Annotated in this window: 18 protein-coding genes and 2 pseudogenes; 7 read left to right on the top strand and 13 right to left on the bottom strand. The window is 59.0% G+C overall.

All coding sequences use genetic code 11. The features are described from left to right. The first annotated feature begins 3 nt into the window (after positions 1 to 3). Both A7X77_RS22165 and lpdA read left to right on the top strand, forming a co-directional pair. Positions 4 to 1,284 (top strand): dihydrolipoamide acetyltransferase family protein, encoded by a 1,281-nt coding sequence (locus A7X77_RS22165; RefSeq protein WP_064684993.1) that lies wholly within the window; start codon positions 4 to 6, stop codon positions 1,282 to 1,284. A 3-nt stretch (positions 1,285 to 1,287) separates the two neighbouring features. After that, the gene (gene lpdA, locus A7X77_RS22160) at positions 1,288 to 2,685 is read left to right on the top strand and encodes a dihydrolipoyl dehydrogenase (protein ID WP_064684992.1); all 1,398 of its coding nucleotides are present in this window, start codon (positions 1,288 to 1,290) and stop codon (positions 2,683 to 2,685) included. 501 nt (positions 2,686 to 3,186) lie between these two features. On the opposite strand, the gene A7X77_RS34075 is transcribed toward lpdA, so the two are convergent. From A7X77_RS34075 to A7X77_RS22150, 3 genes are read right to left on the bottom strand one after another with little or no spacing between them, the layout of a single operon-like run. Then, positions 3,187 to 3,375 (bottom strand): zinc-binding dehydrogenase, encoded by a 189-nt coding sequence (locus A7X77_RS34075; protein WP_280950349.1) that lies wholly within the window; start codon positions 3,373 to 3,375, stop codon positions 3,187 to 3,189. Further along, positions 3,356 to 3,739 carry a type II toxin-antitoxin system VapC family toxin gene (locus tag A7X77_RS22155; RefSeq protein ID WP_064684991.1) on the bottom strand — a complete coding sequence of 128 codons (384 nt, stop codon included), beginning with the start codon at positions 3,737 to 3,739 and terminating at the stop codon, positions 3,356 to 3,358. Before A7X77_RS22155 ends, A7X77_RS34075 begins: the two co-directional genes overlap by 20 nt. Beyond that, entirely contained in the window at positions 3,736 to 3,936 is a 201-nt protein-coding gene (locus A7X77_RS22150) for a type II toxin-antitoxin system VapB family antitoxin (RefSeq protein WP_064684990.1), read from the bottom strand. The genes A7X77_RS22155 and A7X77_RS22150 overlap by 4 nt, the downstream gene beginning before the upstream one ends. 323 nt (positions 3,937 to 4,259) lie before the next feature. On the opposite strand from A7X77_RS22150, the gene A7X77_RS22145 reads away from it, so the two are divergent. Beyond that, positions 4,260 to 5,486: an ATP-binding protein gene (locus A7X77_RS22145; protein ID WP_064684989.1), complete on the top strand. Its 1,227-nt coding sequence runs from the start codon at positions 4,260 to 4,262 to the stop codon at positions 5,484 to 5,486. A gap of 209 nt (positions 5,487 to 5,695) precedes the next feature. Here the strand turns inward: A7X77_RS22145 and A7X77_RS33160 are convergent, their stop codons facing one another. The 3 genes and pseudogenes from A7X77_RS33160 to A7X77_RS22135 form a co-directional block, all read right to left on the bottom strand. Further along, positions 5,696 to 5,971, bottom strand: a complete 276-nt coding sequence (locus A7X77_RS33160; protein ID WP_156668145.1) for a hypothetical protein — start codon at positions 5,969 to 5,971, stop codon at positions 5,696 to 5,698. Between the two features lie 461 nt (positions 5,972 to 6,432). Next, the gene (locus A7X77_RS32555; protein WP_082928850.1) at positions 6,433 to 6,675 is read right to left on the bottom strand and encodes a hypothetical protein; all 243 of its coding nucleotides are present in this window, start codon (positions 6,673 to 6,675) and stop codon (positions 6,433 to 6,435) included. Between the two features lie 348 nt (positions 6,676 to 7,023). Beyond that, positions 7,024 to 8,185, bottom strand: a pseudogene (locus A7X77_RS22135) (IS3 family transposase). A 228-nt stretch (positions 8,186 to 8,413) separates the two neighbouring features. Here A7X77_RS22135 and A7X77_RS22130 point away from each other — a divergent pair. Continuing rightward, positions 8,414 to 9,841, top strand: a complete 1,428-nt coding sequence (locus tag A7X77_RS22130; RefSeq protein WP_064685148.1) for an aldehyde dehydrogenase family protein — start codon at positions 8,414 to 8,416, stop codon at positions 9,839 to 9,841. 8 nt (positions 9,842 to 9,849) lie between these two features. Here A7X77_RS22130 and A7X77_RS22125 read toward each other — a convergent pair whose 3' ends face one another. Continuing rightward, positions 9,850 to 10,764: a LysR family transcriptional regulator gene (locus A7X77_RS22125; RefSeq protein ID WP_064684987.1), complete on the bottom strand. Its 915-nt coding sequence runs from the start codon at positions 10,762 to 10,764 to the stop codon at positions 9,850 to 9,852. Between the two features lie 179 nt (positions 10,765 to 10,943). Here A7X77_RS22125 and A7X77_RS32550 point away from each other — a divergent pair. Both A7X77_RS32550 and A7X77_RS22115 read left to right on the top strand, forming a co-directional pair. Next, positions 10,944 to 11,626 (top strand): annotated as a pseudogene (locus A7X77_RS32550) (2-hydroxyacid dehydrogenase); the annotation flags it as partial. A gap of 29 nt (positions 11,627 to 11,655) precedes the next feature. Continuing rightward, positions 11,656 to 12,009, top strand: a complete 354-nt coding sequence (locus A7X77_RS22115) for a cupin domain-containing protein (RefSeq protein WP_064684985.1) — start codon at positions 11,656 to 11,658, stop codon at positions 12,007 to 12,009. 392 nt (positions 12,010 to 12,401) lie between these two features. Here A7X77_RS22115 and A7X77_RS22110 read toward each other — a convergent pair whose 3' ends face one another. Genes A7X77_RS22110 through A7X77_RS22085 form a run of 6 tightly spaced genes read right to left on the bottom strand, consistent with a single transcriptional unit; the run spans position 12,402 to position 18,489 of the window. Beyond that, positions 12,402 to 12,845 carry an Lrp/AsnC family transcriptional regulator gene (locus tag A7X77_RS22110; protein ID WP_064684984.1) on the bottom strand — a complete coding sequence of 148 codons (444 nt, stop codon included), beginning with the start codon at positions 12,843 to 12,845 and terminating at the stop codon, positions 12,402 to 12,404. An 18-nt stretch (positions 12,846 to 12,863) separates the two neighbouring features. After that, positions 12,864 to 13,649, bottom strand: a complete 786-nt coding sequence (locus A7X77_RS22105; RefSeq protein ID WP_064684983.1) for a phosphotransferase — start codon at positions 13,647 to 13,649, stop codon at positions 12,864 to 12,866. Positions 13,650 to 13,679: 30 nt separating this feature from the next. After that, complete coding sequence (locus tag A7X77_RS22100; RefSeq protein WP_064684982.1) at positions 13,680 to 15,077, bottom strand: aspartate ammonia-lyase; 1,398 nt, start codon at positions 15,075 to 15,077, stop codon at positions 13,680 to 13,682. A 9-nt stretch (positions 15,078 to 15,086) separates the two neighbouring features. Then, a complete protein-coding gene (gene dapA, locus A7X77_RS22095; RefSeq protein ID WP_064684981.1) occupies positions 15,087 to 15,965 on the bottom strand; it encodes a 4-hydroxy-tetrahydrodipicolinate synthase in 879 nt (292 codons plus the stop codon). Between the two features lie 50 nt (positions 15,966 to 16,015). Beyond that, the gene (locus A7X77_RS22090; protein WP_082928849.1) at positions 16,016 to 17,428 is read right to left on the bottom strand and encodes an aldehyde dehydrogenase family protein; all 1,413 of its coding nucleotides are present in this window, start codon (positions 17,426 to 17,428) and stop codon (positions 16,016 to 16,018) included. Further along, the gene (locus A7X77_RS22085) at positions 17,428 to 18,489 is read right to left on the bottom strand and encodes a homoserine dehydrogenase (RefSeq protein ID WP_064685147.1); all 1,062 of its coding nucleotides are present in this window, start codon (positions 18,487 to 18,489) and stop codon (positions 17,428 to 17,430) included. The genes A7X77_RS22090 and A7X77_RS22085 overlap by 1 nt, the downstream gene beginning before the upstream one ends. Before the next feature lie 350 nt (positions 18,490 to 18,839). On the opposite strand from A7X77_RS22085, the gene A7X77_RS22080 reads away from it, so the two are divergent. Beyond that, a complete protein-coding gene (locus tag A7X77_RS22080) occupies positions 18,840 to 20,348 on the top strand; it encodes an NAD-dependent succinate-semialdehyde dehydrogenase (RefSeq protein ID WP_064684979.1) in 1,509 nt (502 codons plus the stop codon). The last annotated feature ends 89 nt before the right edge of the window (positions 20,349 to 20,437 follow it).

Below are 20,437 nucleotides of genomic sequence, written 5' to 3'. Positions count from 1 at the left end.
GCCATGGGCGAATTCATCATCAAGATGCCGGATGTCGGGGAAGGGGTCGCCGAGGCCGAGCTCGTGGAATGGCACGTGAAGGCAGGAGATCCGGTTCGCGAGGACATGGTGATCGCCGCCGTCATGACCGACAAGGCAACAGTCGAAATTCCCTCTCCCGTCAACGGCACCGTCATCTGGCTCGCCGGCGAGATTGGAGACCGTATCGCCGTCAAGGCGCCGCTGGTGCGGATCGAGACGGCCGGAGATGTCGGCGAATCTGACGAGGCTCAGCCCATACGGATCTCGCAGGCGCCGGTCGCCGAAACGCCCAAGGCCGAGATTGCCAAGCCCGTCCCGGCAGCGCCTGCTCCTGCTCCTGCTCCTGCTCCTGCTCCTGCTCCAGTGCCAGTGCCGGCGGCGGCGCCGGCGGAAAAGCCGCTTGCTGCGCCCTCCGTTCGGCTGTTCGCCAGGGAAAGCGGCGTCGATCTCAGGCAGGTACAGGGAAGCGGACCGGCCGGTCGCATCCTGCGTGAAGATGTCGAGCAGTTCCTGTCGCAGGGAACGACGCCCGCGCCCATGAAGGGCGGTCATGTCAGGAAGACGGCGACCGAAGAAATCAAGCTGACGGGCCTGCGCCGCCGTATCGCCGAGAAGATGGTGCTCTCCACCTCGCGCATTCCCCACATCACCTATGTGGAGGAAGTCGATATGACGGCGCTAGAGGAACTGCGCGCCACGATGAATGGCGACCGCAGGCCGGATCATCCGAAGCTGACGGTGCTGCCCTTCCTGATGCGGGCGCTGGTCAAGGCGATTTCCGAGCAGCCCGAGGTCAACGCCACCTTTGACGACGATACCGGCATCATCACCCGCCATGGCGCCGTGCATATCGGCATTGCCACGCAGACACCGGCCGGGCTGACCGTGCCGGTGGTGCGGCATGCGGAAGCGCGCGGCATCTGGGATTGCGCCGCCGAAATGAACCGCCTGGCAGAGGCTGCGCGGTCGGGGACCGCGACGCGCGACGAACTTTCCGGCTCCACCATCACCATCAGCTCGCTGGGCGCTCTCGGCGGCATCGTCTCGACGCCCGTTATCAACCATCCCGAAGTGGCGATCATCGGCGTCAACAAGATCGCCACACGGCCAGTCTGGGATGGCACCCAGTTCGTGCCGCGCAAGATGATGAACCTCTCCTCCAGCTTCGATCATCGCATTATCGACGGCTGGGATGCGGCGATCTTCGTGCAGCGCGTCCGTACGCTCCTCGAAACGCCGGCGCTCATTTTCATCGAAGGTTGATCCATGAAAGAGATTGTCTGCAAGCTCCTCGTCATCGGCGCCGGTCCGGGCGGTTATGTCTGCGCCATCCGCGCCGGACAGCTCGGTGTCGATACGGTCATCGTCGAAGCCGGCAAGCCGGGCGGCACCTGCCTGACGGTCGGCTGCATTCCTTCCAAGGCTTTGATCCATGCGGCCGAGGAGTTCGACGCCACGCAGAAGATGCTCGCCGGCAAAAATTCGATGGGCATTCGTGTCGAAGGCGCCTCGATCGATCTTGGCAGGACGATCGCCTGGAAGGACGGCATCGTCGGCCGGCTGACAGGTGGCGTCTCGGGGCTGTTGCAGAAGGCGCGGGTGAAGATCGTCCACGGCCGGGCTCACTTCCGTGACGGCAAGACGGTGGAGGTGGAGACCGAAACCGGCCAGCAGATCATCCGCGCCGAAACCGTGGTGATTGCCACCGGCTCCGATCCGGTTGAGCTTTCCAACCTGCCATTCGGCGGCCACGTCATTTCGTCGACCGAGGCGCTGTCGCTGACCGAGCTGCCCAAAAAGCTGGTCGTGGTCGGCGGCGGTTATATTGGGCTGGAGCTCGGAATGGCTTTCTCCAAGATGGGATCTGATGTGACGGTGGTCGAGGCGACGCCGCAGGTGCTGCCGCTCTACGATGCCGAACTCGTGCGTCCCGTCATGCGCAAGCTCACCGAAAGCGGCATCCGTGTGCTCACAGGCGCGAAGGCGACGGGTCTTGCCGACAATGGTGAGGCATTGATGGTCGAAACCTCTGATGGCCGGCGAGAGAGCCTGCCGGCCGACCGCATCCTCGTCACCGTCGGCCGCCGGCCGCGAACGGCGGGCTCCGGTCTCGAGGAGCTCGATCTCGATCGCGCCGGTCCCTATCTCAGGATCGATGATCGCTGCCGCACCTCAATGCGCGGCATCTATGCCATCGGTGATGTCACCGGCGAGCCGATGCTGGCGCATCGGGCCATGGCCCAAGGCGAGATGGTGGCTGAGATCATCGCCGGCAAGAAGCGCGCCTGGGACAAGCGCTGTATTCCCGCCATCTGCTTCACCGATCCCGAGATCGTCAGCGCCGGCCTCTCGCCGGCGGAGGCGCAGGCGCAAGGCTACAAAATCCGCACTGGGCAGTTTCCATTCAGCGCCAATGGGCGGGCGATGACGATGGTCTCGGAGGAGGGTTTCGTGCGCGTCGTCGCCCGTGCCGACACCAACCTCGTTCTCGGCTTGCAGGCGGTCGGAGCAGGCGTTTCCGAACTGTCGGCGTCGTTTGCCCTGGCGATCGAGATGGGCGCGCGCCTGGAAGATGTCGCCGGGACCATCCACGCCCATCCGACCCGCAGCGAAGCGGTGATGGAGGCGGCACTGAGGGCTTTGGGGAGCGCTTTGCATATCTGAGCGGATCTGGCCAAGACCACGCGGGGCGGCGCTCAACGGAGCGTGGCTCTTCCTCGACGCCGTTGGCGCTCTCTCGATGCTGGTTTCAGTTGCCATGTTTTCCCCCTTGGGTTGGGAAAGGGCGGCGCGCGCTGAGCCCGCGGCTTGCTTCTCTCGAACTCTCGAACTGACTAACGCAGCGACTTGAATGCGGCTCTGAGTTCCTGCGGGAAGACGTCTGACTGCTCCCAGGCGGCAAAGTGACCGCCTTTTCCGAGTCTGTTGAGCTCTGGTGGCGCCTGAAGGGCTGCGCCGGATGTTGTCTGCCTTCAGGAGTTGAATGCATAGCAAAGAGAACTTCCCAATCAGGCGCTGGAAGGCGCCGGTTATGGCGCTGTTTGGCAGGGAGTAAATGTCTTGGAACGACGTCGCAATCCGTTACTTCCGTAACTCCTACGCTCGCAGTTCGGAAGCCGCCTCCGTCTCGCGCAGGCGGAGGTCGTCGGCCAAGACTATCTACGGCTAGACCACTCCGCCCTGGCGCGCCGCGGCGAGAGATCGAGCAAAGCTCGAGGCGCCGACCATGTCGAGCACGACGTCGGCCCCAACGCCGTCAGTCAGATCGAGAACAGCCTTCTCCCAATCCGGAATGCTGTAGTTGATCGTCTCGTCTGCGCCGAGCGCACGCGCTTTAGTTTCGCGCTTTGGCAGGGGTGTGCAGCGAAGCCCCCGCCTTTTCGGCCGCTGCCCGCAGACGCTTGTCTCTGGTCCATAAGGCCGCTCGCTGATCGAGGAGAACTGAGGCCATCAAATGGGCATCTGTGTAGCCAATGCCCATACTGAAAATAGCGTGGCGATCGATCATCATCATGACTTCGTCGTGCGTCGCGACGAACGCTTGGCGCTGGGCCGCCAGGAAAGCTATCACGCTACTGCGATCCCGAAGACTGCCAAGTGCGAGCTCTCCGATTACAACTGGATGGCATAAGAGACGATCGTCCTCGATAATCCTACGCAGCTCTGAATCGGCATGCCGGAAATGATCGATCCAGATGGAAGTGTCGGCAAGTATCACTTGGCAGCTGGGCTCCGGCGGCGTGGGGCTGCCTCCGCATCCGGCATAGTTCCGCCGAGCGCGATGAGGCGTTTTCCCGACTCCACACGGACAAGCGTCTCCAACGCTTGGCGGACCAGGGTGGCGGTTTCTTTCGTGCCGGTTAGGGACCTAGCCCTTTCCATGAGGGTGTCGTCGAGATTGATAGTCGATCGCATCGTTGGTTTCCTGATTTATGGCGTTATGGATAGCACCATTTGGTGATGAAATCTAAGCCTGATCTCCACTCCAATACGTCCGCCGTCGTAGATCGGGCAGCAGTTGGAATGCGACCAGTATTGAAAACTCCGGTACGATGCGTCCATGAAAACGAGTCATCCCAATAGCAGAGTTCGATGTCAAGTTCCCTCCAGCCCAGCTTGCATGCCACCTACTTCTGGTCTCTCATTTCAATCAGCCGCCATTTAGATTTCAAATGGTCACATCTTGACTTTCAATTAGTCATTGCCGTAATTTCAAATGGTCATCAAAGGATGTGACTGTGGCGCTTTATCCAAGGCTCGTCGAGCAACGCGTGGCCGACGCAATGTCAGACACGCGAGTTGTGCTGGTCGCGGGCCCCCGACAATCAGGAAAAACGACGCTGGCGAAGAAGATGGCCAACGAGGAGATGGAGTATTACACACTGGACAATGCTACCACCTTGGGCGCAGCGCGACAGGATCCGGTTGGCTTTGTAAGACGTATGGATCGCGCCATTATCGATGAAATTCAGCGCGCGCCCGAGCTGTTGCTGGCCATCAAGGAAAGCGTGGATACCGACCAACGTCCAGGACGTTTCCTCCTGACCGGTTCAGCCAATCTCATGACCCTGCCACGCGTGGCGGACTCGCTCGCAGGGCGCATGGAGGTCGTTCGATTGCTGCCGCTTGCGCAAAGCGAGATCAGAACCGCCGGCAGCAGCAGCTTCCTGCGCGACGCCTTTCAAAATGAAGCTAAGGGCGGCGAACCCATCGTCGGCGACGACCTGATGGCTGCGGTCCTGGCCGGTGGATATCCCGAAGCATTGAGCCGCAAAACCTTGAGCCGCAGACAGGACTGGTATGCGGATTATATCCAGGCGATCGTTCAACGCGACGTTCGCGATGTCGCGCAAATCGAGCAGATTGCGCAAATGCCGCGCTTGCTGCGCATCCTGGCGGAGCATTCGGGACAACTCGTGAACTACTCCGGAATTGGCGCCGCCATCGGGATGAACCACATCACAACGCAGAAATACGTTGGCATTTTCGAGAGCCTGTTCCTCGCCCGAACCGTTCAACCCTGGTTTTCCAACAAACTGAAACGCCTGACCAAGACCCCGAAAATACACTTTCTCGATTCTGGTCTTCTCGCATCTCTTCGTGACCTTTCTCTCGACCGACTCCGGGATGATAGGGGGCAGTTTGGGGCGTTGCTGGAGACTTTTGTTTTTGGGGAAATCCTTAAACTCGCCAGCGCCGCACATACCAGATTTGAGTTTTCGCATTTTCGTGACAAGCAGCAGAATGAAGTCGATATCGTCATTGAAGACAGGCGAGGGCGGATTGTCGGTATCGAGATCAAAGCGGCAGCATCCGTCACGAATTCCGATTTTTCTGGATTGCGAATCTTGGCCGAAGCATCCAAAGAACGGTTTGTTTCGGGCATGGTCTTGTACGACCATGACAAGGTGATCCCGTTCGGAGAACGCCTATCCGCCGTGCCAATCTCGGCGTTGTGGCGTTAGCGCCTGGGAATTCGCTGCAGGCCCCAGAGCCGAGCATTCTTGGAAATTCAACGGCGACGAATGGGCCTCAGGTTCGATCCCGGTCAAGGCAGGGGATAGCGTAGAGTCGTAACCGGTGTTCCGCTCCCACGTTGGCCGCGCCGCGCCAATCTGTGATCGCCTTTCCGTGTATGAGCAAACTTGCAATGAAACACGGCCTATATGATTTCCTAGCGCGGTATTCGCTCAAGCTGAGGTACGTCGTTTAGCCTGTCTCCGATCCAGCCTTGAGGAAGGTTGTCGATCAAGAGGTCGGTCGCTTCGTAGGCGGTTTTTTCGGTGCCACTGGCGACGATACAGGCTTGATCTTCCTCACGGGGACGCCCCCGATGAAAAAAGTCGTAAATCAGGACCCAGCTTTTGTCGCCATATAGCAAAAAGTGGCGAATCGTTTCCCCCTGCTTGCCTGGGCTGCCAACGTTCACTATTGCGTTCTTTTCACCCATTACCCTCACGATATAGCCCCAGACCACATCGGACCGACCACACACCATCTGCAACCTAGCGGTTAGGACAGAAGGACCAGCTCGCGACTCCGTAGTGAGAGGCAGAATAATATTTACAACGGCCAATAATAAACAAAATGCAACGCGCCTGCCGCATGCCGTTGGTATTCCATCAAGCATTTGGCGATGAATTACCATGCTCAAGCCCCCAAACGCAAAAATACTTCTCCCTGCACCTCGTCTGCACGCTCAGAATGCCTTTATGGAGTGGGCTTTCTCATGAGTTGGGATAATGGCGAAGGATCGACAGCGAAAATCGACTCCGGCTGGATTCGCAGAAGCATAGCTTGACGGAAGAACGCCATCTTGGCGGAACAGGAGCGACCGTTGCGAGTGGCGGCGGCTCGTCAATCAGACAATGCTATTGCAAGCGCGAGCCGCACGCCTGTTCCAGATTTCCCTCAATTGTTGCCCGGCCCACTCGAACCGCAGTCGTTGCAGTTGGTATTGTCCGGATTACCCTTGTTTGTTGAAGTCTCCTTGGTGCCGTTGCTGGTTCCCGCGTTGTCGTTGGGGGGCGTCTTACCGCTTTCACCCATCGTTGTGGTTTCGTCTCGTGAATTGCTGCTGGCAGCAAACGTCGGCTGAAGCCCGTTGAGTAAGAGTGCCAGGGCGGCAAGAACCGGAAGTGCAAGTTTCGACATGGTACATGCTCCTTGATTGGTGTTTCACTCACTTCAGGATGCGCCAGAGTGCACTTTTGGACGATATGCTGGCTTCCCTCTGGCGTTGGTCGCCAAGCGGACGACAATCCTCGGCCCCGCCTCGCGGGGGGAGGCTAAACCGGTGTTTGGAATCTCTCTCACGGAGGTCGGCTATCGGCCTCAACACCCGATATTGTCAGCTATCTCCCGTTGGAGAATTTCCTCCAATGGTAAAGATCAGCCATTCCGACTGCAGTGCACAGTCGGTTAGAACGCTTGGTTTTCGACAAGATGGGGCACAATATAGTAAGCGCTATATCCAATCAATTACTGTATTAGGGGATTCCGTTAGTCAATTCTGGTTAATAATCGACGTGACTTGTACGGCCGGGATGGCAGCACCATTTCGGAAACGATATCAACGTCGACACCTTCAAAGCGGGCCTGGTGGCGCTTTTGGTAGAAAATCCCACCACGTTGGTGGGGCCTGACCTTGAGTTCACTCCAGCGGTTTTGAGTTGCTGTATTCGGGGCGGTAGCGGCGGGTTGCGGTGCGGAGCCGTTCCGGCTGCGCAGCACCGCATCGTCACGGATTGATGATCTGAGCGAACTCGGCAGGCGTCAGCAGCCGAGGCCGGAGTGCGGTCGGTGATCGTTGTAATCGCCGCCAGTTTGAAAGCTCTGAGCGAGCGTGGGTGAGTGACGAGAAGAGAGTTTCATTCAAGAATTCGTCTCGCAGCCGTCCATTGAAGCTTTCGATGAAAGCGTTCTGAATGGGTTTGCGAGGCGCAATGTAGTGCCAATCCACCTTAGTCTTGTCCGTCCATTGCAGGATCGCGTTGCTGGTGAACTCGCTGCCATTGTCGCTGACGATCATCTTCGGCTTGCCTCGTCCCTCGATGATCCGGTCAAGCTCGCGGGCAACGCGCAGACCGGAAAGCGATGTATCGGCGACGAGTGCCAGGCATTCCCTCGTGCAATCATCGACGACCGTCAGAATTCGCGACCTGCGTCCATCGGTGAGTTGAACCGTCACGAAGTCCAGTGACCAACGATCATTGGCTTTCATCGGGACCAGCATCGGCGCTCGTGTGCCGATCGCTCGCTTGCGGCCGCCGCGCTTGCGCACTGTCAGCTTCTCCTCCCGATAAAGCCGGAAGAGCCGCTTGTGGTTCACAAGGTCCGTTCGCTCATCTGATGGTGGTCCATCAGATGCTTGACAGCGTTCCGCTTTGCTGCGGGCGTCACCACTTCTTTCCCAAAAGGTCTTTCAAAGCGGCATTGTCGAGCATTGGCGTCTGCCAGGAGCCGTTTCAGTTCGTATTCTCGTCTTCCAGCGTCTTCAGCCGCTTGGCTTCGGACACGTCCATGCCGCCGAACTTGACCTTCCACTTGTAGATGCTCGCATCGCTGACGCCGTGCTTGCGGCAAAGCTCCGAGACCGGCGTGCGCGCCTCGTGGTCTTCAGAATGCCGATAATCTGTTCGTCCATAAAACGGTTGCGCTTCATTCCCTGGTCCTCTCGATGGGCCAGAGCGTACTTCAAAATGGATTAGTTCAACGTGGCAAGGTCATTCGAGCCTGCTACCCGTTCTGTTCAGCCGGTGTGAGTGACTTCGTGGTTAACACCCGTATTAAGGAAACATTCAGACGTCCTAAATGTCATCTTCCAGTCTTTCCGGGCATCCTTATGCAGGGCAGGTCCAATGGCCGCAATGTCGTGAAGCGAGGTGAAATGATGCTGACCGGACGCGAGAGCCAGTTCTATATTGGTGGAAAGTGGCACGAAGCTGTGGATGTAACCCGCTTGCCTATCGTCAATCCGGCCTCCGAGCAGATTGTTGGGCATATTGCTGCGGGCGGTGCTAAACATGTCGATCTCGCGGCTGCAGCTGCGCGCAACGCATTCCCGACTTTTTCTCAAGCATCTGTTTCGGAGAGGCTTGATCTGCTCGGCAGGATGCATTCTCTCCTGAAAGAAAGAGCGGATGCGTTTGCGGAAGCGCTCGTCATGGAAATGGGGGCTGCGATCACCTTCGCGCGGGCTTCCCAGGTTCCTTTTGCTGCCGAGCACATCCGTGTCCAGATGGAAATTCTCGAGAAGTACCAATTCACGACGGTTGATGGGCGCACCGCAACCGCCAAGGAAGCGATCGGGGTTTGCGCGCTGATCACACCCTGGAACTGGCCACTTTACCAGATCACGGCTAAGGTCGCTCCCGCGATCGCAGCAGGTTGCTCCATCATCCTCAAGCCCAGTGAGTTGTCGCCTTGTAGCGCTCTGCTCTTTGCCCAGCTGATGCATGATGCCGGCACTCCGCCGGGCGTATTCAATCTGGTCAACGGCACCGGCGAGAGCGTCGGCGCAGCGCTCGCTAGCCATCCGGATGTTGACATGATTTCGATCACCGGTTCCACCCGCGCAGGGGTGCTCGTGGCGCAGGCGGCCGCGCCGACGGTGAAGCGCGTGGTTCAAGAACTCGGCGGCAAGTCGCCGAACATCTTGCTCGACGATGCTAATTTCAGCGACGCAGTCGCGAAGGGCGTGCTCGCCGGCATGCGCAATGTCGGCCAGTCGTGCAGCGCGCCGACGCGCATGCTGGTGCCTGTATATCGGCTCGACGAGGTCGAGGAACTGGCAAGCGCCACTGCCCGTGCCATCCGAGTTGGTGCCCCGCTCGATCCGTCGACGGACATGGGGCCGATCGCCAATCGTGCACAGTTCGAGAGGGTGCAGGTCATGATCCAGGCCGGCATCGATGACGGCGCCAAGCTGCTGTGCGGCGGCTTGGGCCGGCCGGCCGGCCTTGACAGCGGCTTTTTCACACAGCCGACGATCTTTTCCAAGGTGACGTCGGATATGCGCATAGCTCGTGAGGAAATCTTTGGTCCGGTGATTTCGATCATGCCCTACAAGGACGAGGAAGAGGCAATCGCGATTGCTAACGACACCGTTTATGGATTGGGCGCCCATGTTCAGTCTTCAGATCCGGAGCGGGCACGGCGGGTCGCCGCCCGCATTCGTGCCGGCCAGGTTCATATCAACTATCCGGCTTGGGACGGAGCGGCCGCCTTCGGTGGCTACAAACGCTCGGGTAACGGCCGCGAGTATGGTGTATACGGGCTCGAAGAGTATCTCGAAACGAAGTCCATCCTGGGTTATTGACCGCACGCCTATCGATGGTCGGCTCTCCAGGGAAGTGGTTTCAGCGACTGACGAAGCATCGTCAGGAAAGCCGCAGTCCTCGCGCTTCGTCCGTGCCGCGATCCGAGGATCGCGACGATATCGGCCGGCGGCAGCTTCCAGTTGGGAAGTACCTGCCTCAGCCGACCATCGGCGAGGTCTTCAGCGACGGCCCATTCGGACCGCATCATGATGCCCTGACCAGCCAACGCCCAATCACGAATGACGGCACCATCGTTGCTCGACATGATGGGGTTAACGCGCACTGTCGCACTTTCCTGCCGTGATCCACTGAAGCGCCAGAGCGTTACATCCTCCTCGTTCTCGCGAACGACAAGACACCGATGCCGCGCAAGTTCGGCGGGGGTAGAAATGGGCGGAGCCGACGCGAGGTATTTTGGACTCGCGCACAGAATTCGGTTGTTCGGCGCAAGTGTCGTCACGACCTGGTCCAGATGCGCGGATGCCCCGATGTGAACAACGACTTCATAGCTTTCAACGAGTAGAGCGGAGGGATGGTCGGATAGTTGCAGGGTAGCGGTGGCATTGCCGTGCTCCCGAGCAAACGCCTCCACGACCGGCGCTACGTGGATCCTTCCAAATCCATGAGGTGCTGCGACCCTGAGGTGCCCGCGAACCACGCCCCTTCGATCCGCCAATGCTTCCGCGAGCGAATCTATGGCATCGCTGACGATAACGCTATGGGAAGCGACCAACGAGCCCTCTTCGGTGAGGCGCAAGCGACGTCCGGACCGGTCAATCAATCTTACGCCGGCTTTCTCTTCAAGCGCGCGCAGGCGCTGGGTGACCGCCGGAGGCGTCACGTTCAGCTTTCTCGCGCTTTCCGCGAGAGAGTTCGAGCTTGTGAGAACCGAAAAGAAGGCGAGATCATCGGAGGTCAGCATTAATCCACACCTGAAGCGGATATTCACTGCGCATTAATTGCCATCTTTATGGCCCGGCGGCAATGTAATTCGACTGTGGGATGGATTCGGAGATGGACGTTCTGGTGAACTTGAGGGGCCGGGGGCGCGCCTGCGCGGTTGGCGCCCAGAGACCGGCAGAACGTACCTCAGTGATGGACGTCATGCTCGTCCGCATGGTCGAGGAAGGCATCGTTCGGATGATGCAGGAATATGTGACGCTTGTCGTCCTGCACCGGAAGTTGAAGACCTATATTGGCCAACAGGCCGATGCCGCCTGGCTTCCACTTCCCGTGCGCCAAGCAGCCCAGCAGCGGATCGGTATCCTCGGCCTCGGAATGCTCGCCCGGGCCGTCATCGAGCGGCTGAAACCCTTCGGCTTTCCGCTTGCTGCCTGGAGCCGCTCGGAACGACAGGTGGATGGTGTTGACTGCTATCATGGCCCGGACGGGCTCACGCCGTTTCTGGCGCGCACCGACATCTTGATCTGTCTCCTGCCGCTTACGCAAGAGACGCATGGACTACTCGATGCCAGCCTCTTCGCGAGCCTTCCAGCAGGGGCGGCGCTCGTCCATGTGGGGCGCGGCGCGCAACTGGATCACGACGCGCTCATTGCGGCTCTCGATGAGGGGCACCTGTCGGGCGCGGTCATCGACGTCACCGAACCTGAGCCCTTGCCCGCCGGGCATGGGTTCTGGGGACACCCGAAGATCATTTTGACGCCGCAAATTGCAAGCGTCACGCAACCAGAGACAGCGGCCCCCCCGCCGTCATCGACAACATCAAACGCCATCGCGACGGTTTCGAGCCGATCGGCCTCGTCGATCGCGACCGCGGTTATTGAAGCTGCAACCAGGAGAGCAAGGAGAAAACATGTCCCTCCTCAAGACCATCGTACCCCACAGCACCGAAACACCGCGTGAATCCAAGCCCGGCCCGGAACGCCTGATCTCCGGCGACCCCTCGTTCAAGACCTGGCCCCAGGACGTGGCGCGAGACGAGATGATACACACCGGCGTCTGGGAAGCGACGCCTGGCCTGACCCGCTCCGTCAAGGGCGAGACATTCGAATTCTGCCACATCCTTGAAGGCGTCGTGGAAATCACCCCGGACGGCGGCGAACCGGTTAGCTACAAAGCAGGCGATAGTTTCGTGATGAAACCCGGATTCATCGGCACGTGGCGGACCGTGGAAACCGTCCGGAAAATCTACGTTACCGTCACGTAACCAGCCGCCGCTTCGGCTGCGTGCGCATAACGGATCGGCCTGGACAAACATGAGCCATAAAGCGGCGGGGAAACGTCTGTTCTCCGCCGTAGACAGCGGGACGACGCAAACTCCAGCGCCAAGCTTGTGGCCTCGGACATAGGATCGGCAAGAACAGGTCAGCTTGACGACCGACGGGGAACGATTTCAGAGCGCCGTCACTTGCTGCACGAGCTTGTGAACGCAGCTCGGCCAGCTGCCCTCCCGAATGACCAACTTCCTGGGATCGTGGCAGCGCGAAGCTATGGCGACGATGTCGCGGGCACTCGTGCAGGAGGCGCTTGCCTCAGCAATCAATTTTACGCGCCGGGATCATTGCGCTGACTTGACCGCCCGAACCGATCACACCGGACTTACTTCCGGATGACTGATGAGAGAGCGAATGCCGTCAGTGTATCGCGCACGCCGGGCATCTCGGCAATCAGCTGCCAAATCTGCCGGATGCGGTCGGCCTCCTGTGACTCGACCCTCACGAGAAGATCGAAATCACCGGTCATAACGTCGCAAGCCACGACTTCCGGAATCTTCCGTAGCGCCTGAATGACGTCGCCGCCCCTCATGCGATCGTGACGATAAACGAAAATCAGTGCGGTTGTGACGTGCTGGCTATTCCCTCCATCGCCGGTGACGATCGTATATCCCTTGATAAAACCTTCTCGCTCGAGTCGCTCGATCCGCACCCGCACGGCATTGCGAGAAAGGTTCACCTTCGCCGACAATTCCGCATGCGACATTCGGGCATTCGTCTTCAATTCGGCAAGTATCTGTTCGTCTGTCCGATCGAGGAGATATTTCATGGCACTTGGTCCGGCTCGCTAAGCTAGAATCTCGGGCGTTACCGACCGATAAGCTAACACGGCGATCTCCGGTAGTAAGGCTCTTTCCTTCCGGCTCGCAAATCGCTTCGATGTCGAAGCCATTATGAAACCTGGTAGCGCTTGCTTTTCAGCATTCGTCAGGCATCGGACTTGCTGGTAACCCTGCAGTAGCGCTCGCGCCCGCTCATCGTTCAGTTCCCCGTTGGTTTCCCCCGCCCAACCGACAAGCACATCAGCAAGCTCCGACACAAATGCATCCTCGTGCCGCAGCCTGAAGTTGATGACGCCGCTGACTTCATCTCCGAGGAAAAAGACGTTCTCCCGGATCAATGCGCCGTGAATTGCCCCAGTGCGAAGATCCGTTGATGTGCACTTCGTCTTTCGTTCCAAGATGGCGTGGATTCGAGCCATCACACGACCCAGGCTCAGGCATTTTGCCGGGCCTGCAAACGCGGGGGAGGCGCCTGGTACGAAGCTGACAGCGGCAACCAGTCGACCTGCGGCCAGCGACGTGGCGTCGCCGTCGACAGTGCGCAGCGGTTTCGGGCAGGGGACGCCATTTTGATAAAGCGCCTCCATCGTCTCGAAAGCCCTTTCAAGATCTAAAGGCTGGGCCCCGTTCTCAAAAAGCGTAATGATGTATTCGCCTTGCCTGGTTCGAAACAGGTAGGTCGTCTCGGAGTCGCCGTCCGCAATCCCTATCACTGACAGAAGCGACGTAAAGCCGTAGGCTGCGCTAATGAGTTGGCGGTCTTCGTCAGAAAGCTCGGTAAAGACAGCCATTTTCCCACCCCTTATCCGGCCAATAACTCATCAGAAGTTTGCGAACTGCGCGCTGCCTTCAAACAGCTCTTCAATTTGGCTGGGCGCCAAGAGGCCTTCCTCTTCCACGACCTGCCGCAGCCCTCGCTTCTCGGCCAGGGCCTTCTTGGAAAGATGCGCTGCCTCGCTGTACCCGATAAGCATCGCCAACGGCGTCGCAAGGACGAGAGACCGATCGAGGAGGTCCTTGCACCGGTCGATATCAACTTCAATCCCGTCGACGCATCGCTGCTTAAAAATTTCCATTCCCCGCGTCAACATCCGCATGGATTGAAGGATGTTGAGGATGATCACCGGCTCCATCGCATTGAGCTGCAACTGCCCGGCGCTTGCGGCCAGTGTAACAGTGAGATCATTCCCGATGACCTGAAACCCGATCTGGTTCATCATTTCCGGAATGACGGCATTGACTTTCCCGGGCATGATTGAAGACCCGGCCTGCACGGGCGGAAGTCGGATTTCACCCAGGCCGCCCCTAGGTCCACTGCTCAAGAGTCGCAGATCATTGCAGACTTTTGTCAGCTTCACGGCAATTCGCTTGAGAACGCTGGAGAACGAAACGAAGCCGCCGGTGTCGGATGTCGCTTCGATATAATTTCGCGCGGGGACCAGCCGAATACCGGAAATCTGAGTGAGATGGGTGCAAGCCGCGCCGGGAAAGCCGCGCGGGACGTTGATGGAGGTTCCAATCGCAGATCCACCGAGATTAACCTCGTGCAAGAGCCTGGAAACGGACTGCAGCTGGTTGATATCTTCGTCGATCAGTTCGGCGAAAGCATCAAATTCCTGTCCTGCTGTCATTGGGACCGCATCCTGCAATTGGGTTCGGCCAACCTTCAGCGCAGTCGCATACTCACGCGCCTTCGCACGGAACGAATCGCGTAGGCCCACCTGGGCCCCAATAAGCCCTTCGCAAGCGCGAAGAATGGTGAGGCGCAGTGCGGTCGGATAGACATCGTTCGTTGATTGCGAAAGGTTCACATCGTCATTTGGATGAATCTTGTCGTAGTCACCGACATTCGCCCCAAGCTTTACTAGCGCCAGGTTGGCGACAACCTCATTCAGGTTCATGTTGGTGGAGGTGCCCGCGCCGCCCTGCATCATATCGACAGGGAAGTTCTCATCAACGCACTTCAACTCGATGAGATCATCGCAAGCCTCGCAGATCGCAGATGCCTTTTCCGCCGGAAGAAGCCCAAGGTCGGCGTTTGCGCATGCTGCCGCCTTCTTGACCATAGCCATAGATTGAACGAGTTCGGGGAAGTCTTTCAGGCGAAAGCCCGAAACTGCGAAATTAAGCTCAGCCCGACGCGTATGGATGCCGTACAGAACGTCACCAGGGATAGGAAGGGCGCCGATCAAATCGGCCTCTATGCGTGCAATCGCCATGCTCCGCTCCTAGTCCAGAATTCCTGCGTGGCGCATCGCATGAGCGATGGCCTCTTTAACGGGCGGGCTCACCTCTACGAGAGGAAGGCGCAGGTCTCCGCGAATCTTGGAAAGTTGCGACAGCGCGAATTTCACGCCAGCCGGACTGGTCTCGAGAAACAGCGCGTGGTGAAGAGGCATCAGGCGATCTTGAAGGGCGAGTGCCGTCGCGAAGTCGCCTACCAGGCATGCCCGCTGGAAGTCTGCACACAGCCGGGGGGCAACATTCGCGGTCACCGAGATGCAACCGTGGCCACCATGGGCCATGTAACCCAGCGCCGTTCCATCTTCGCCGGTGAGAAGATTGAACGCGTTGCCGCAGGCCAGTCGCTCCAGCGACGGGCGCAGGAGATTGCCTGTCGCGTCCTTGACGCCCTGGACGTTCGGACAATCTTTGAAAATGCGCGCAAGCGTTTCGACTTGAATATCGACCACGCTCCGGCCCGGAACATTGTACACGATTATCGGAACCGTCGCTTCAGCATCGATCGCCTTAAAGTGCTGATAGATCCCCTCCTGGGTGGGTTTATTGTAGTAGGGTGCTACAATCAGCAAACCCTCCGCGCCGGCCTCCTGGGCGTGCCGCACGAAACTGATCGCTTCCTCGGTGCTGTTGGAGCCGGCACCGGCAATAACCGGCACGCGGCCATTCGTGACCTCGATCGCGATTTCCACGACTCGTTTGTGTTCGGCATGACTGAGGGTAGGGCTTTCCCCCGTTGTACCGCAGGGAACAAGCCCTGACGTGCCCTCGGCGATCTGCCATTCGATGAGCCCGCCAAGTGCAGCCTCATCGACTTTTCCATGGGCAAATGGGGTGACAAGCGCAGTGATGGATCCTTTGAACATCTTGACTTCCAAAAGCGACGATACGTTCAGACTGGCGTCGGCGCCGCCGATCAGTGTTGCAGTGACCTGATGCAGACGACCTTCGGCTGGGTCATGTCCTCATAAGCAAACCGAACGCCTTCGCGTCCCATGCTGCCGTATTTGAATCCGCCAAACGGCATTGCGTCGAAGCGGTAGTCGGACGATTGGTTGATCATGATTCCCCCGGCATCGATCCGCTTGGCCGCTTCAAGGGCGTTAGCAAGATCATTCGTAAATATCCCGGCATGGAGGCTGTATTCCGGTTCGTTCGCTAGCCGTATCGCCTCATCAAACTCATCGAACGGCTGCAAGATCACGACGGGGGCGAAGACTTCGTCGTTCAATACGTCGCAAGTCGCCGGCACATTTTCCAGGACGGTCGGCGGATAGAGGGTGCCCGCTGGCTGGTGACCGCAAAGCAGTGTTGCGCCGGCAGCAATTGCTCTCTCCACCATCGCGGTGGCACGGTTCACGGCCCTTTCGGAGATCATCGGGCCCATATCAGTGTCAGAGTTCATCGGATCGCCGGTCTTCATCTTGGCGGTCTGAGCCACGAACCCGGTCTTGAACCGCTCATAGATCGAGCGCTGTACCAGAATCCGCTGCGTTCCGATGCAATTCTGGCCGGCCGCCCAGAAGGCACCTGACACGCAATCCTCCACGGCGGCGTCAACATCGCTGTTTTCCATCACGATAACCGGCGCATTGCCACCGAGATCCATGGCCAGCTTCTTGATGCCGGCGGATTTTGCGATGGCCTCGCCAGTGACAAAACCGCCCGTGAAGGAGATCATACGAACGTCTTTTGCTGAAACGAGCGCCTTGCCGAGCTCGGCGCCGCCGACAGCGACCGTGATGACCTCGTCCGGCAAACCGCTTTTTATCAACACCTCCACCAGCTTGATGGCGGAGAGAGGTGTAAGTTCCGACGGCTTCAGGAGTACCGCATTGGCGCCGGCGATGGCGGGGCCCAGCTTGTGCGCCACGAGATTGAGCGGATCATTGTAAGGCGTGATCGCCGCGATGATGCCGAGTGGTTCTCGGGTATACCAGCCTTGACGAGATTCCGATCCGGCATAGGCATCGAAGGGGATGACCTCGCCGGCATTACGCTTGGCCTCTTCCGCGGAGAGTTTCAGCGTATTGACACAACGTGTCGCCTCCTTGCGGGCTTGGGCGATTGTCTTCCCCGCTTCCCGCACGATCAGGAGCGCGAATTCCTCCTTGCGGTCTTCGATGGTCGCTGCGGCCTTTTCCAGAATTGCAGAGCGCTGGTGGCGAGGGAGCGACCGGGCGATCTGCGCGCCGCGTCTGGCCCGTTCCAGCAACAGGCCGACATGGTCGGCGCTGGTCTCGGGGACCGCTCCGACAAAGCTGCCATCAAATGGATTATTGACGATGATCTTGTCGGAACAGCGGGTTTTCAAGGCTAGACTGGGCATCACGCAGCCTCCTTCGCGAAGTTGGGCGAGGGGGCATTGTGTATAGCCACGATGTCAGACAGCAGAGCGTAGGCGGTTTCGATCCGCCCGGCGCCTGGGCCGGTGACTGTGACAGAGCCGAGCAGCTCTGTGTTCAGTGATACTGCATTGGTCGCGCCATTGACGCCGGCGAGCGGATGCCCAAGCGGAAGCTGTTTAGGCGCGACGCTGCAGCTTATCGTCCCGTCTGCATTGCGAACTGCCGATCCGATCAGTTTCCAACGGCCGTTGGCCTTGGCCGCTGCTTGAATATCGGACGGAGAAAGCTTTGAAATGCCGTGGCAGGAGACATCCTCGGGCTTGAGGTTTGCTCCCAGCAACTCGTTCGCCAGGATCACGACCTTCAGGCGAACGTCCAAACCTTCGACGTCGGCTGTCGGATCGGCTTCGGCATAGCCGAGAGCCTGTGCTTCCGCGACAGCGCTGGCGAAGTCGAGACCGTTTTCCATGCGGCCGAGGACGAAGTTCGACGTACCGTTGAGGATCCCTTCGAACCCTTTCACCTCTGCGCCGGCAAGGGTCTTCTCTGCCATGCGTATGACGGGGGTGCCGCTCATGACCGAGCCCTCGTACTCGAAATGGACGCCGTTCGCTTCGGCAAGGGCCTTCAGTTCCTGAGCGGCGATTGCGACTGGCCCCTTGTTTGTGGTGACCACGTGCTTACCGGAATTGAGGGCCCAGCGGCAGTGCGAAACCGCAGGTTGGCCGTCTGCGGGGTTCGTATATGTCGCTTCTACGATGATGTCGGCAGGCGCCGTCTTGATGATTGTCTCGTTGTCGGCTTCCGCGCTGCCGCCCGAGAGCCCGCCGAACCCGCCTTTTTCGAAGTTCGCCTCGACGAGAGTCTTGGCGTCCAGGCCGTTCGGTGAAATGACCGAACCGAGATAGAGATCGCTGACGGCCACGATGTTCAGGCTAAAACCAAGATCCCGTTCCCACAGCGGGTTCTTCGTCGCGATGAGCTCGGCCAAAGCACGGTTGACGCCACCAAATCCGATCAGCGCGATATTGTAGATTTTCATGCGGGTTCCTCCGGTGAAGCGATTGTGCGGCATCATCAGATACGGATCGCTCAGTCGGAACGGCACAATCAGACCAATCTGCTGCGCATTTTGCTCATGATGCTGACTGTTGCCGAGAGCCCGCCCATCCGGCTCAAGCAATCGACCGGACAAACGGACCGGCTGAGGAAAGCCAATTTGCTACAGGTGCAAGCCCGTCGAAATGCCAATCGAGAGCTGTCGGCTCATCGCAGAGGCACCGTAGCTCTACACGATCGAAAATAATCTGCGAGACCAATTTGATCTATGTTGACACCAATCGCGAAACCAATGCTATATTGATCGCACGAAAATCCGGATTGGTAGCGAAAATGGTGCTGAACGTGAAAACAACTCCGACACTTGAAACAAGCCATGTCGCCCCTTCGCGGGCGGCGGCTGTAGCGTGCGATGCTCCTAACCAACTGTTCATAGGCGGCGAATGGGTCTCGGCAAAGAGTGGCCGCACCTTTGATGTGATCGATCCTTCGACGGCGAACGCAGTCGCCGCGGTTTGCGACGGTGACATCCAGGATGCAATGGCGGCCGTCGACGCGGCAGAAAGGGCGGCTGCGGCCTGGAAGGCGACTTCGCCGCGGCAGCGCTCGGATATTCTGATGAGGTGTTTTCATCTTCTTCTCGAACAGTCAGAGTGGCTGGCGCAGCTGATTACGGTGGAAAATGGCAAGGCGCTTCCGGATGCGAGATCGGAAGTCGCCTACGCGGCAGAGTTCTTCCGCTGGTATGCGGAGGAAGCCGTAAGGGCTCCCGGTGAATTTGGATCAGCGCCTTCGGGCGCCAACCAGATCATTGTGAGCCATGAGCCGATTGGTATCGCGGTATTGGTGACACCCTGGAATTTCCCGGCAGCGATGGCGACTCGGAAAATTGCTCCGGCATTGGCCGCAGGCTGCACCTGCATCCTGAAGCCGGCAGCCGAGACACCTCTGACGGCGCTCGCGATCGGAGAACTGATGCGACAGGCAGGTGTTCCCGCCGGAGCGGTCAACATCGTTCCCACGAAGAAAGCCGGCCCAGTCGTCAGCGCAATGCTGCATGACAAGCGGGTGCGGAAGCTGTCGTTCACTGGCTCGACAGGTGTTGGCAGAATACTGCTGCGCGAGGCTGCGGACCAGGTCGTCAGTTGTTCCATGGAGCTGGGCGGCAATGCGCCTTTCATCGTCTTCGACGATGCCGATCTGGAGACGGCCGTCGCCGGCGCAATGGTCGCCAAGATGCGCAACGGCGGCGAGGCCTGCACGGCCGCAAACCGCTTCTACGTCCAAAAGGGGATTGCGGCTGATTTCACACGGCGCTTCGCGGAAGAGATGGCAGCGCTCAATGTCGGACCAGGACTAGCGCCGGATACGCAGCTTGGCCCGCTGATCACCGATGCCGCGGTGACCAAGGTGGAGCGCTTGGTAGACGACGCGATCGCCAAGGGGGCCCGGCTGGTTACCGGTGGTAGCAGATTGAACGGCCAGGGCTTCTATTATCTGCCAACTGTTCTGGCCGGTGTTTCTCCAGACGCTGAGATCCTTAGCGAGGAAATTTTCGGTCCGGTCGCGCCAGTTATTATATTCGATACCGAGGACGAGGTCGTCGAGTTGGCCAACGATACCGAATACGGGCTGGTATCCTATGTCTTTAGCCGGGACCTCAAGCGTACGCTCGCAGTCGCGGGCAGGCTGGAAAGCGGCATGGTCGGAATTAACCGCGGCGTCGTCTCCGACGCTGCCGCGCCCTTCGGCGGCATGAAACAGAGTGGCCTCGGGCGCGAAGGCAGCCACCACGGAATGCTCGAATACCTCGAAACGAAGTACATCGCCGTCACCTGGTAGGTCGTCGCGAGCAAGGCCGCTTGCCGGTTAGCAATCATGTGCGACGTCAGGCAGGCTCCAAACACGGAACGATGCCGCGGGTGACTGCA

Source organism: Rhizobium bangladeshense, assembly GCF_001662075.1.
GTDB classification, from domain to species: domain Bacteria; phylum Pseudomonadota; class Alphaproteobacteria; order Rhizobiales; family Rhizobiaceae; genus Rhizobium; species Rhizobium bangladeshense_B.
This window is presented reverse-complemented; position numbering and strand designations above follow the sequence as displayed.